Origin of the sequence: Pseudomonas sp. UBA6699 (assembly GCF_002454615.1) — a bacterium.
Taxonomy (GTDB): Bacteria; Pseudomonadota; Gammaproteobacteria; order Pseudomonadales; family Pseudomonadaceae; genus Aquipseudomonas; species Aquipseudomonas juntendi.
In genome coordinates this window covers 1-12,458 of the sequence record NZ_DKJF01000103.1, presented here as the reverse complement: position 1 = coordinate 12,458, position 12,458 = coordinate 1, and the positions used below count along the sequence as shown (strand labels likewise).

The following is a 12,458-nucleotide window of genomic DNA, read 5'->3' as shown; positions in this document are numbered from 1 at the left end:
CAACAGCGGGACCGTCATCAATTTTTTTTGTGCTGTGGCATATACTCGGCCTGCCACTTGCAGGTTATTTCGGCAAGCGGCGTTGGCACGGGGCAGGTAAGCCCATGCCTGCACGGCGATCTTCACAATAAAAAACCGGAGTAGTTCAGATGTCGTCTCGTGAGACTGGGAATGTAAAGTGGTTCAACGATGCCAAGGGTTATGGCTTCATTCAGCGCGAAGGTGGTGCGGATGTATTCGTCCACTATCGGGCGATTCGCGGTGAGGGGCATCGTACCCTGGTCGAAGGGCAGCGGGTTGAATACGCTTGCGTGCAGGGCCAGAAAGGCCTGCAAGCCGAAGACGTGGTAGGCCTCTGAGCCTTAAGCTATAAGCTTCAAGCTGCAAGTGACCGTGTACTTGCAGCCTGATGCGAGCCTTCTTGAAACTTGCAGCTTGAAGCTTCAAGCTCAAGACGTACGCCAGGTGATTTCCTCTTCACCGTCGGCGCTGATGCGGACCCAGCGGTCGGCATCTTCCTCGCCGTCTTCCTCGACCCAGCCACCCGGTGCGCAGCGTACTTCCACCCCCAGTGCGGCGAATGCAGCGCGGGCGCAGGCAATATCGTCGGCCCAGGGGGTCTGGTCGCTTTCCAGGTACAGGCTGTTCCATTTCCCTACAGCCTTCGGTAACCAAGTGACCGGAATGTTACCGGCCTGGCATTTGAAGGTCTGGCCTTTCTGCTTCCATTCGCTGCACGGGCCGATCGCCTGGGCAAGCCACCCGGCAATCTGTTTGTGGTCGACGTCGGCGTCCTTCAGGTAGATCTCGATATCAGGTTGGCGCATAAGGGCTCCGGGTGTGCTCAGTCTTGGCGCACAAAATAGTCATAACGCATGGAAACCGTTACCTCGAACGGCTCGGGCTGGTCGATTACCCGTGCACGTTTTTCGGCGCTGGCGCGCCAGCCGTGTGGGGTCATGGCCAGCAGGTCGGCGCGGGCTTTGGGGGCTGCCAGGCTCAGGCGCAACGCCAGGGTTTCGCTGTGGGCATGGACCATGCCCTCGGGGACCAGGGCCAGGTGCTTGTCGTCGGCGTAAGGGCGTACTTCATCGTAGAGCACTTCGCGCAGTTCCATCAGGTGGCCGCTGGTCGGGCCTACCCGCATCAGGCCACCGCCGGGGCTGAGCAGGCGTTTGGCTTCGGCCCAGTCCAGCGGGCTGAATACGCTGGCGATGAACTGGCAGCTGGCATCGGCCAGCGGCACCCGGGCCATGCTGGCGACCATCCAGGTGACAGCCGGTGCGCGGCGGCAGGCACGCTTGACCGCCTCGCGGGAGATATCCAGGGCGTAACCGTCGGCTGCGGGCAGGGCCTGGGCCAACTGCGCGGTGTAGTAACCCTCGCCGCAGCCAATGTCCAGCCACGAACCGGGCTGGCGCTCGGCGGCCAGTTCGGCCAGGCGCTGGGCCACCGGCGCGTAGTGGCCACCGTCGAGAAAGTCGCGACGCGCCTCGACCATGGCCTGGTTGTCACCCGGGTCACGGCTGTTCTTGTGCTGCACCGGCAGCAGGTTCAGGTAGCCCTGGCGGGCCCGGTCGAAGCGGTGGCCTGCCGGGCAGGCAACGCCGTTGTCGACTTGCGCCAGCGGCGCCTGGCAAAGGGGGCAGGCAAGCATCAGGCGAGCAACCGGACCAGGGTCTGGTAGTAGATTTCGGTCAGCAGGTCGAGGTCGCTGGCCAGAATCCGCTCGTCCACCTGGTGGATGGTGGCGTTGACCGGGCCCAGCTCGACCACCTGGGTGCCCAGGGTGGCGATGAAGCGGCCATCGGACGTGCCGCCGCTGGTCGACGGTTGGGTGTCGCGGCCGGTGACACTTTTGATGCTGGCCGAAACGGCACCCAGCAGCTCGCCCGGCTCGGTGAGGAACGGCAGGCCTGACAGCGCCCAGTCGATCGACCAGTCCAGTTCGTGCTTGTCGAGGATCGCCGACACCCGCGCCTGCAGGCCTTCGACGGTGGACTCGGTGGAGAACCGGAAATTGAACAGCGCAGTCAGCTCGCCCGGGACCACGTTGGTGGCACCGGTGCCGGAGTTGAGGTTGGAGATCTGGAAGCTGGTCGGCGGGAAGAATGCATTGCCTTCGTCCCAGTGCTCGGCTGCCAGCTCCGCCAGGGCCGGTGCGGCCAGGTGAATGGGGTTGCGCGCCAGGTGAGGGTAGGCCACATGGCCCTGTTTGCCGCGCACGGTCAGCTTGGCGCCCAGCGAGCCACGGCGGCCGTTCTTGACCACGTCACCCAGCAGGGTGGTGCTGGACGGTTCGCCGACGATGCACCAGTCCAGGCGCTGGTTACGTGCTTTGAGGCGTTCGACCACAGCCTTGGTGCCGTGGTGGGCCGGGCCTTCCTCGTCGCTGGTGATCAGGAACGCGACCTTGCCGCGGTGGTCGGGGTAATCCTGCACGAAGCGTTCGCTGGCAACCACCATGCAGGCCAGGCTGCCTTTCATGTCGGCTGCGCCGCGGCCGCAGAGCATGCCGTCGGCGTCGATCAGCGCTTCGAACGGTTCATGCTGCCATTGCTGCACCGGGCCGGTGGGCACCACGTCGGTGTGGCCGGCGAAGCACAGTACCGGGCCTTCCTGCTGGCCATGGGTCGCCCAGAAATTGTCGACGTCTTCGATGCGCATCGGCTCGAGCTGGAAGCCCACGGCGCCGAGGCGGTTCATCATTTGCGCCTGGCAATCGGCGTCGACGGGGGTGACGGAGGGGCGACGGATCAGGTCGCAGGCCAGTTGAAGGGTAGGCGAGAGCTCGGCAGGGGCCGTCATGGGGAACTCCGGGGCAAGGCAAGGCGGGGAAATCTGAGGGGCGTTATCTTATAGCAAACCAGTCGCGAAAGGGGCGCCAAGCGCCCCCAACATCTCAAGCCTGCTGCGCCTCGGCAGCCTTGTGCGCAGGCTTGGGCAGCGACGACAGCAGCGCCATCACCAGTGCCGCCACGTACGGCAACGACTGCACCAGCAGCATGGCCATCCAGAAGCGCATGTCCGAACTCGGCAGCCCCTGCACCAGGTAGATACCCAGCGCTGCGCCCCACAACAGCAGCATGATGAACAGTTCCTCGCGCGCCTCGGCAATCGCCACCAGCAAGCCATGGCTGTCGGCATGCTTTGGCGTGCGGATGAACGGCATGCTGCTGGTGAAGAACCCGTACAGCACCGCTTTGGCGATGGTATGCGACAGCGCCAGCCCTGCCAGCGCCGCCGCGAAGGCATCCTTCATGTTCACCCCCACCGCACGCCGGTAGAGGAACAGGATCTTGCCGACCTTGAAGAAGAACAGCGCCAGCGGCGGGATGGCGAAAATCATCAGTGGCGGGTCGACCCGGTGCGGCACGATGATCATCGCGGCCGACCACAGCAGCGCGCCGATGGTGAAGAAAATGTTCATGCCATCGGCGATCCAGGGCAGCCAGCCGGCCAGAAAGTGGTAGCGCTGGCCGCGCGTCAGCTGGCTACCCGTGCCGCGCAGCAGGGCGCCGGCGTGGTGCTTGATGATCTGGATGGCACCGTATGCCCAGCGGAAGCGCTGTTTCTTGAAATCGATGAACGTGTCGGGCATCAAGCCCTGGCCATAACTGTTGTGGGCATAAGCGGCCGACAGGCCCTTTTCGAACACGCGCAGGCCCAGTTCGGCGTCCTCGCAGATACACCACTCGGCCCAGCCCAGTTCTTGCAGCACGCTGCGCCGGGTCATGGTCATGGTGCCATGCTGGATGATCGCGTCACGGTCGTTGCGGGTGACCATGCCGATGTGGAAGAAGCCCTTGTATTCGCTGTAGCACAGCTTCTTGAATGCACTTTCGTGTTGGTCGCGGTAGTCCTGCGGCGACTGCACCACAGCAATTTTCGGGTCGGCGAAGTGCGGCACCATGTGCTTGAGCCAGTTGCGGTCGACGCAGTAGTCCGAGTCGATCACCGCGATCACTTCGGCGTCTGGCGCGGTGTGCGGGATCAGGTAGTTCAGCGCGCCGCCCTTGAAGCCAGCCAAGGGCGCGACGTGGAAGAACTTGAACCGCTCGCCCAGTTTCTCGCAATGGGCCTTGAGCGGTTCCCACACGGCCGGGTCCTTGGTGTTGTTGTCGATCACCAGCACTTCATAATCGGGGTAATCCAGCGCGGCCAGGGCGTCGAGGGTCTGCTTGACCATTTCTGGCGGCTCGTTGTAGCACGGTACATGCACCGACACCTTGGGCCGGTAGGCGCTGTCGGCCTGTACCGGCAGGAACTCGCGGCGGCGCTTGTGGATCCACACCGCCTCGGCCAGTTCATGCGCCTCGGTGAGCAGCACGATGAACACCCCCAATGCGCCGAGCGCCAGCAACACGCCGACGGTCAGGCTGAACCAGGTGCTGTATTGCTGGCTGTAGTCGTAGGCGATCCACACCAGCACCGACCCGCACAGGAAGGTGATGAACGTCAGGAAGGTCCGGCCGCGTTGGCGCAAGGCCGAGCCGTCGATGAACAGCACCATCAGCGCGATCATGGCCAGCACCACCGACGCGACCGCCAGGGCGCGCCACTGCGGAATCGCCACCACGGGCCCCTCGAAGTTGAACTTCTGCTGGCGCTCGGCGTTGTAAACGCCCCAGTAAGCGCCTACCGAGCCTTCGTCACTGGCCTTCCAGGGCTGGTCATAGGCTTCGATGACGAAATAGTTGTAGCCACGGCGGTTGAGCGTGTTGACCAAGGTGCGCAGGTAGATGGCCTGATCGGCCTGGGTGGCATCGGCGCCCCCGCGCATGCGGCCATTGCTCGGCCAGCCGACCTCCGACAGCAGCAGCGGCTTTCGCGGGAACTGCTGCTTCAGCTCGCGGGCACGGTCGAGCACAAACTCCACCGAGTCTTTCATCGGCACGAATTCCCAATAGGGCAGGATGTGCGCGGCAATCAGGTCGACGTGCCTGGCCAGCTCCGGGTGTTCCTTCCAGATATGCCATTGCTCACTGGTGGTTACCGGGACCTTGACCGCGGCACGTACCCTGTCCAGGTACTTGATGAGGTTTTCCGGTGTCACTTCTTCGCGGAACAGCGCCTCGTTACCCACCACTACGCGCACCACGCTGCGCGAGGTATTGGCCAACTCGATGGCGGTGGCAATTTCCCGCTCGTTGCGTTCGAGGTCGGGGCTGATCCAGATGCCCAGTGTCACCCGCAGGCCGAACTCCTCGGCCAGCCGTGGGATGTCTGCCTGGGTGCCTTCCACGGTGTAAATGCGGATGCTGTCGGTCAGTTTGCTGAGTTGTTCCAGGTCCTGACGCATTTCTTCGTCACTGGGGTACTGGCCCTTTTGCGGGCTTTCACCCAGGCGGAACGGCGAATACGAGAAGCCAGAGATTTGTTCTGGCCAGGCGGGCGCGGAAACCGGGCGATTGATCAGCGCCCAGAAGCCGGTGAACAACGCAGCGATGGCCAGCACCACAACCAGGTTCAGGCCGAATTTACGTGAAGACATTGTCGTCCATTTCTGTCGAAGTGATAGGACATTAAAGCAGGGTTAGTAGTCCATTTCCTAACGGTGCAGGCCTTGGGCTCGCTGGCATATAATGCGCGCCGGTTTTTTGGGGTATGAACATGAGTACAGAAGATCCACGCTTCGCCGGCGTTGCCCGGCTGTACGGCGACCAAGGCCTGCAACGCCTGGGCCAGGCCCATGTGGCGGTGGTCGGGATTGGCGGGGTGGGTTCGTGGGTGGCCGAAGCGCTGGCGCGCAGTGGCGTGGGCGAAATCACCCTGTTCGACCTGGACGATGTCTGCGTCAGCAACACCAACCGCCAGGCCCACGCCCTGGAAGGGCAGGTGGGGCGCCCCAAGGTCGAGGTCATGGCCGAGCGCCTGCGGGCGATCAACCCGGCCTGCACGGTGCATGCAGTCGCCGATTTCGTCACCCGCGACACCATGGTCGAGTACATCACCGAACACCTGGACTGCGTGATCGACTGCATCGACAGCGTCATGGCCAAGGCCGCGCTGATCGCCTGGTGCCGCCGGCGCAAGATCGCCATCGTCACCACCGGGGGGGCCGGCGGGCAGATCGACCCCACGCAGATCCAGATCGCCGACCTCAACAAGACCTTCAACGATCCGCTGGCCTCGCGGGTCCGCTCCACGTTGCGGCGTGACTACAACTTTTCGCGCAATGTCAGCCGCAACTATGGCGTGCCATGTGTGTTTTCCAGTGAGCAGCTGCGTTACCCCAAGGGCGATGGCAGCGTGTGCCTGCAGAAAAGCTTCGTTGGCGAAGGCGTGCGGCTGGATTGTGCCGGCGGCTTTGGCGCGGTGATGATGGTGACCGCCACCTTTGGCATGGTGGCAGCGAGCAAGGCGATAGAGAAACTGGTGGCCGGTGCGCGACGGCCATCGGAGCGGGTCAAGCCCGTGTAAATCCCTGTAGGAGCGGCCTCGTGTCGCGATGGGGCGCGCAGCGCCCCCAACGATGTTGGCCCCCACCCCAGTTAACGTTTGACCACCAGCTCTGCCATGCGCTGCAACACCGCATGCAGCCCGTTGCTGCGCGACGGCGACAGCTGGCGCTCCAGCCCCAGCTGGCTGAACCACCCCCGCAGGTCAAGCGCCAGCAGTTCACCGCTGGTCAAACCCTGCACCCGCACCAGCAACAAGGCCAGCAGCCCGCGTAACAAACGGGCATCGCTACCGGCCTTGAACCGCCATGCGCCATCGGCCTGCTCGGCCACCAGCCACACCAGGCTTTCGCAACCGTGCACCCGGTTGGCCTCGGTTTTTTCGTTGGCAGCCAGCGGCTCCAGCCGGTCGCCCCATTGCATCAGCAAGCGAGCACGCTGTTCCCAGCCCTTGCCCTGTTCGAACGCGGCCAGCGCCTGTAGCGCCTGTTCCGGCAGGCTCATCGCAACAACTCCAGGCCTTGGTCCAGCGCGTCGAAGAAGCGCTGCAGGTCGCTGCTGTCGTTGTACAAGCCCAACGACACACGGATCGCACCCTCCAGGCCCAGCCCCTTCAGCAGCGGCATGGCGCAGTGGTGCCCGGCACGCACGGCAATGCCCTGCTCGGTGAGCAGGTGGGCGATATCGGCATTGTGCACGCCCTCGATGACGAAACTGGCCAGCGCCGCCTGTGGCGTGCCCAGCACCCGGATACCCTCGCGGTCGGCCAGGCCGCGCAGCAGTTGCTGATGCAGGCTGTTTTCGTGGGCGGCGACCGCGTGGCCATCGAGGCTGGCCAGGTAGGCAAGGGTCGCGCCCAGGCCGATCACCCCGGCAATGGGCGGGGTGCCCGCCTCGAAACCCAACGGCGCCGGGCGGAAGCTGGCGCTATGGTAGTCGGCCAGTTGCACCATCTCACCGCCAAACTGCCAATGGCGCAGCAGCTCGAAAGCCTGGCTGCGGCCGTAGAGCACGCCGACACCGTCCGGGCCATACAGCTTGTGGCTGGAAAACACATAGAAGTCGCAGCCCAGCTGCTGCACATCATGGCGCCCATGGACCACGCCCTGGGCGCCGTCGACCACGGTCACGGCACCTTGCGCACGGGCATGGGCCAGCAGGGCAGGCAAGGGCTGCCAGGTGCCCAGCACGTTGGACAACTGGCTGACGGCCAGTACCCGGGTGCGTGGGCCTACCAACTGCAGGGCCTGGTCCAGGTCGATGTGGCCGTGAATGTCCAGCGGCAGTACCACCAGGCGCAGGTCGTGCCGCTGCGCCAGTTGCTGCCAGGGCAGCAGGTTGGCATGGTGCTCCAGCGCGCTGACGGCAATTTCGTCGCCCGCCTCGAAGCGGTGCTCCAGGCCATAGGCCAGCAGGTTCAACGCCGAAGTGGCGCCATGGGTGAACACGATTTGCTGGGCATCGGCGGCGTTGAGCCAGGCGGCCACCTTGTTGCGGCTGGTTTCGAAAGCCTGGGTCGCCAGTGCGCCGGGCAAGTGCTGGGCGCGGTGCACGTTGGCCGCGCCATGGGCGTAGTAATGGCCCAGGGCATCCAGCAAGGCTTGCGGCTTCTGGGTAGTGGCGGCGCTGTCCAGGTAGGTCTGGTGCTGCCGTTGCAGGGCGTCGATGGCGGGGAAATCGGCACGCCAGGGGGAGGGCTGGAACATGATCGCGGGGCCTGGAATGAAAAACGGGTCTGGCGTGTTGGCGCCAGACCCGATGTTAACACCTCAAACCGTGCAAGGTTCTCAGTTGTGGGCGTGCAATGCTTCGTTCAGCTCGATGGCCGACTTGTGGGTCTTGCATTCCACTGCGCCGTTCAGCGAGTTGCGGCGGAACAGCAGGTCGGTCTGGCCTGCCAGGTCACGCGCCTTGACCACCTTGACCAGTTCGTTGTTCTCGTCCAGCAGGTTCACCTTGGTGCCGGCAGTGATGTACAGGCCCGCTTCGACAGTGTTGCGGTCACCCAGCGGGATACCGATACCGGCGTTGGCGCCGATCAGGCAGCCTTCGCCGACCTTGATGACGATGTTGCCGCCACCGGACAGGGTGCCCATGGTCGAGCAGCCGCCGCCCAGGTCCGAGCCCTTGCCGACGAATACGCCAGCGGAAACCCGGCCTTCGATCATGCCCGGACCTTCGGTGCCAGCGTTAAAGTTGACGAAGCCTTCGTGCATGATGGTGGTGCCTTCGCCAATGTAGGCGCCCAGGCGCACACGGGCGGTGTCGGCGATACGCACGCCGGCGGGGACCACGTAGTCGGTCATTTTCGGGAACTTGTCCACCGAGAACACTTCCAGCAACTCGCCTTTGAGGCGTGCTTCGAGTTGCAGTTCGGCCAGTTCGCTCAGGTCGACCGCGCCTTGGTTGGTCCACGCCACGTTCGGCAGCAGCGGGAAGATGCCGGCCAGGCTCACGCCGTGTGGCTTGACCAGGCGGTGCGACAGCAGGTGCAGCTTGAGGTAGGCCTCCGGGGTCGAAGCCAGCGCAGCGTCTTCGGCCAGCAGGGTGGCGACCAGCGGCTTGTGGCTTTCGGCCAGGCGGGTCAGCAGCGCGGCCTGGGCGGCATCCACGCCTTTCACCGCTTCGGCCAGTTGGGCGGCCTGAGCGTTGCTGAAGGCGATGGCCTGGTTGCCACCCTGGTAACCAAGAACAGGCGCGACTGCGGCGACCAGTTCGGCGCTTGGGTTGAGCAGGGGTTGTGCGTAGAACACTTCCAGCCAGGCGCCCTGGCGGTTCTGGGAGCCGACACCGAAGGCCAGGCTGAACAGGGTATTGGACATGTGATTACCTCGTGCGAAATAGGGTAGGGGCTCAGGCGAAGGCTGCGGCGTACAGGTCAGGCTTGAAGCCGACCAACGTGCGCGCGCCAAGGTCGAGCACCGGGCGCTTGATCATCGACGGCTGGGCCAGCATCAGCTCGACGGCCTTGGCCTGGTCGAGGTCTGCCTTGCTGGCGTCGTCCAGCTTGCGGAACGTGGTGCCGGCACGGTTGAGGATGACTTCCCAGCCGTGTTCGTCGCACCAGCGGTTCAGGCTGTCACGGTCGATGCCTTGGGTCTTGTAGTCGTGGAATTCGTAGGCGATGGACTGGTCTTCTAGCCAGGTACGCGCTTTTTTCATGGTGTCGCAGGCTTTGATGCCGTAGAGCGTGTAGGTCATTGTGTGCATTGGGGATCACAGGTTGCCCCAACCTCTCCGTTTTTCGATTTCAGTCGCGGGATTATGCGGGAAGCAACCTCGCGGCGCCACGCCTGAGACGTCCATGTCTATTGATCAAGGCGTGTTCAGGCGACCAGGCGCTGTACCGCCCCGATGATCTCTTCACCGTGTCGCTGTTCGGCGGTGCGCAGATCGAAGGCGGTCTGCAGGTTGAGCCAGAACTCGGGGGTAGTATCCAGGCAAATGGACAGACGCAGCGCCATATCGGCGGAAACACCGCCCCGTTCGCGCAGGATATTGTTGACGGTTGGAGTGGCGACGCCCAGCGCCCTGGCCAATGCCGCAGCACTGAAGCCCATTTCTTTCTGGAAGTCCTCACGCAGGACTTCACCGGGATGGATTGGACGCATACCGTTCTTGAGCATGATGCACCTCAGTGGTAATCGATAATTTCAACGTTGGCCGGCCCGTTGTCGGTCCAGGTGAAGCACAAGCGCCATTGGTCATTGACGCGAATGCTGTGCTGACCGGCACGGTTGCCGCTCAACGCCTCGAGGCGGTTGCCAGGTGGCGATCGCAGGTCTCGCAGCTCTGTTGCGGCATCGAGCATGGCCAGTTTGCGCTCCGCGACTGATTTGATATCTGACCAACGTCGCGTTTTTCCAGTAACAAATAGTGCTTCCGTGTCGGCACAGCTGAAGCTTTGAATCATGAGATTGAATGCATAACGTTATTCGTTACGCTTGATTATACGACTTCATCGCGGTAGTTCAAGGGCTTCGCTGCACGTTGCTCGGGTAACGCCGGCCATGATTGCTGGGTATCATCATGTTACATATTCATCCGCCACCTGCGACTATCGTGCAGCGGCCCTGGTTCGCCGATCGCCGCTAACATATTGTTTCAATGGCGATGTTTCGCCCTGTTGTCGTTTCTGGTTCACAAAGGAAGCCTTACCGGATGCAGTCCGCCTACACCGTCCTCATCCTGTTGACCTTGGTCAGCCTGTCGAAACTGGTCGGTCGCCTGATTCCGCTGCCCTTGCCGCTGGTGCAGATCGCCGCTGGCGCCTTGCTGGCGTGGCCGACCCTGGGCCTGCATGTGGCGCTGGACCCCGAGCTATTCCTGTTTCTGTTCCTGCCGCCACTGCTGTTCGCCGATGGCTGGCGGATTCCCAAGCGCGAACTGTGGCGCCTTCGAGGGCCGGTGGTAGCGCTGGCGGTAGGGCTGGTGCTGTTCACTGTGGTCGGAGCCGGTTACTTCATTCACTGGCTGATGCCCAGCATCCCGCTGCCGGTGGCCTTCGCCTTGGCCGCCGTGTTGTCGCCGACCGACGCCGTCGCCGTATCGGCCATTACCCAAGACCGCCTGCCCACCCCGCTGATGCATATGCTGCAGGGCGAGGCGCTGATGAACGACGCCTCTGGCCTGGTGACCTTCAAGTTCGCCCTGGCGGCGGCAATCACCGGGGCCTTCTCGCTGGCCGACGCCAGCTTCAGCTTCGTGCTGGTAGCACTGGGGGGCCTGGCAGTGGGCGTGGCCCTGAGCTGGCTGATCGGCCGCCTGCGCATGTGGATGATCACCCGGGGCTGGGACGACCCTGCGACCCATGTCGTGTTCATGCTGCTGTTGCCGTTCGCGGCTTATGTACTGGCCGAGCGCCTGGGCGTGTCGGGCATTTTGTCGGCAGTGGCCGCCGGCATGATGCAGAGCTGGCTCGACCTGCTGCCACGCCAGACCAGCACCCGCCTGCTCAACCGCAGCGTCTGGTCGCTGCTGGAGTTCGCCTTCAATGGCCTGATTTTCCTGCTACTGGGCCTGCAGTTACCGGACATCATCAAGGCTGTGGTCAGCCACGAAACCACCGTGTGGCCGACCCTGGCCTACCGCTGCCTGGATGTGCTGGCGATTTTTGCCGCGCTGATCCTGCTGCGTTTCATCTGGGTGCAGAGTATCTGGCGCGCGATCGGCGTGCTGCGCCGCTGGCGCGGTAAGCCGGCGCTGGTGCTGGTGCCTACGGCGCGCTCCTGCTGGCTGCTGACCTTCGGCGGCGTGCGGGGTGCAGTGACCCTGGCGGGTGTGATGTCGGTGCCATTGCTGATGGGGGCAGGCAAGGCGTTCCCGGAACGGGACCTGCTGATTTTCATCGCGGCAGGGGTGATCCTGCTATCGCTGGTCAGCGCCTGTATCGCCTTGCCGCTATTGCTGCGCGGGGTGACCAAAAGCGCCGACGAGCGCTTGCAACAGGAGGTGCAGGAAGCCTGGCGGCGCACGGCAGAAGCGGCGATCCATGCCCTGGAGGCGGAGGAAGTGATCGACAGCAATGCGCCGCAGGATGCAGACCAGGCAACCATGGCCACGGAACTGAAGGCGCGCCTGATGGCGGAGTACCGGGCTGAGCTGGACAGTTATAACGACACGGCCGAAGCCAAGGCACTGGCCGAGCAGATGGATTTGCTGGAGCGCCGCTTGCGCCTGCGGGCGCTAAGGGCGCAGCGGCTGGAGCTGTACAACCTGCATCGTCAGCACGAGGTGGGCGATGAAGTGGTACGGCAGGTGCTGGGCGAGCTGGACATGAGTGAGGCGAACCTGGGCCAGGTCAAATAAAGCGCTGGGGCTGCCTTGCAGCAACAGGTATCTCACCTACCCCGGTAGGAGCAACTGTTTTTACTGCAAATTTGAAAAGCCTGCGCGATTCACCTGTGGGAGATTCTATGGTTTCTGGCAAGGGTAGCCGCAGCATCTTCAGCGCCTGTGAGATCGAGCGCCGCCCGCGCGGCGCATCGCGAGCTGCGCTCGCTCCTTGTATGTTGTGACTGACCTGGCGGGAGAAGTTATTCTCGTCAGGCTGAAGAA

14 protein-coding genes are annotated in these 12,458 nt (G+C 63.6%); 3 read left to right on the top strand and 11 right to left on the bottom strand.

Annotated elements, in window-relative coordinates:
- Positions 1–149 precede the first annotated feature (149 nt).
- Complete coding sequence (locus tag B3361_RS20250) at positions 150–359, top strand: cold-shock protein (RefSeq protein ID WP_003252255.1); 210 nt, start codon at positions 150–152, stop codon at positions 357–359.
- Positions 360–449: 90 nt separating this feature from the next.
- Here the strand turns inward: B3361_RS20250 and B3361_RS20245 are convergent, their stop codons facing one another.
- The 4 genes from B3361_RS20245 to B3361_RS20230 all read right to left on the bottom strand — a co-directional run bounded on the left by B3361_RS20245 (position 450) and on the right by B3361_RS20230 (position 5,494).
- On the bottom strand, positions 450–827 hold the full coding sequence (locus tag B3361_RS20245) for a hypothetical protein (protein WP_009686969.1): 378 nt from the start codon (positions 825–827) through the stop codon (positions 450–452).
- A gap of 17 nt (positions 828–844) precedes the next feature.
- A complete protein-coding gene (locus tag B3361_RS20240) occupies positions 845–1,657 on the bottom strand; it encodes a putative RNA methyltransferase (RefSeq protein WP_029885086.1) in 813 nt (270 codons plus the stop codon).
- Complete coding sequence (gene dapE / locus B3361_RS20235) at positions 1,657–2,808, bottom strand: succinyl-diaminopimelate desuccinylase (RefSeq protein ID WP_029885085.1); 1,152 nt, start codon at positions 2,806–2,808, stop codon at positions 1,657–1,659. Before dapE ends, B3361_RS20240 begins: the two co-directional genes overlap by 1 nt.
- A gap of 94 nt (positions 2,809–2,902) precedes the next feature.
- A complete protein-coding gene (locus B3361_RS20230) occupies positions 2,903–5,494 on the bottom strand; it encodes a glycosyltransferase (protein WP_029885084.1) in 2,592 nt (863 codons plus the stop codon).
- Positions 5,495–5,613: 119 nt separating this feature from the next.
- On the opposite strand from B3361_RS20230, the gene tcdA reads away from it, so the two are divergent.
- Positions 5,614–6,423, top strand: a complete 810-nt coding sequence (tcdA, locus tag B3361_RS20225; RefSeq protein ID WP_009686964.1) for a tRNA cyclic N6-threonylcarbamoyladenosine(37) synthase TcdA — start codon at positions 5,614–5,616, stop codon at positions 6,421–6,423.
- Positions 6,424–6,494: 71 nt separating this feature from the next.
- Here tcdA and B3361_RS20220 read toward each other — a convergent pair whose 3' ends face one another.
- The 6 genes from B3361_RS20220 to B3361_RS20195 form a co-directional block, all read right to left on the bottom strand.
- Positions 6,495–6,905, bottom strand: coding sequence for a SufE family protein (locus B3361_RS20220; RefSeq protein WP_125920129.1), 411 nt, complete (start codon positions 6,903–6,905; stop codon positions 6,495–6,497).
- The gene (locus B3361_RS20215; RefSeq protein ID WP_154211468.1) at positions 6,902–8,107 is read right to left on the bottom strand and encodes a cysteine desulfurase; all 1,206 of its coding nucleotides are present in this window, start codon (positions 8,105–8,107) and stop codon (positions 6,902–6,904) included. The genes B3361_RS20220 and B3361_RS20215 overlap by 4 nt, the downstream gene beginning before the upstream one ends.
- 81 nt (positions 8,108–8,188) lie before the next feature.
- Positions 8,189–9,223 carry a 2,3,4,5-tetrahydropyridine-2,6-dicarboxylate N-succinyltransferase gene (gene dapD / locus B3361_RS20210; protein WP_009686960.1) on the bottom strand — a complete coding sequence of 345 codons (1,035 nt, stop codon included), beginning with the start codon at positions 9,221–9,223 and terminating at the stop codon, positions 8,189–8,191.
- A gap of 31 nt (positions 9,224–9,254) precedes the next feature.
- The gene (locus B3361_RS20205) at positions 9,255–9,602 is read right to left on the bottom strand and encodes an ArsC family reductase (RefSeq protein ID WP_054881204.1); all 348 of its coding nucleotides are present in this window, start codon (positions 9,600–9,602) and stop codon (positions 9,255–9,257) included.
- A 125-nt stretch (positions 9,603–9,727) separates the two neighbouring features.
- Positions 9,728–10,027 carry a type II toxin-antitoxin system antitoxin GraA gene (gene graA, locus B3361_RS20200; protein ID WP_029885078.1) on the bottom strand — a complete coding sequence of 100 codons (300 nt, stop codon included), beginning with the start codon at positions 10,025–10,027 and terminating at the stop codon, positions 9,728–9,730.
- 8 nt (positions 10,028–10,035) lie between these two features.
- A complete protein-coding gene (locus tag B3361_RS20195; protein ID WP_029885077.1) occupies positions 10,036–10,314 on the bottom strand; it encodes a type II toxin-antitoxin system RelE/ParE family toxin in 279 nt (92 codons plus the stop codon).
- Between the two features lie 248 nt (positions 10,315–10,562).
- Here B3361_RS20195 and B3361_RS20190 point away from each other — a divergent pair, with 248 nt between their 5' ends.
- Positions 10,563–12,209 (top strand): Na+/H+ antiporter, encoded by a 1,647-nt coding sequence (locus tag B3361_RS20190; RefSeq protein WP_029885076.1) that lies wholly within the window; start codon positions 10,563–10,565, stop codon positions 12,207–12,209.
- Here the strand turns inward: B3361_RS20190 and B3361_RS20185 are convergent.
- Positions 12,202–12,458, bottom strand: a 257-nt coding sequence (locus B3361_RS20185; protein WP_286920333.1) for a hypothetical protein, incomplete at its 5' end; no start/stop codon positions are given. The two genes, B3361_RS20190 and B3361_RS20185, sit on opposite strands and share 8 nt — an antisense overlap.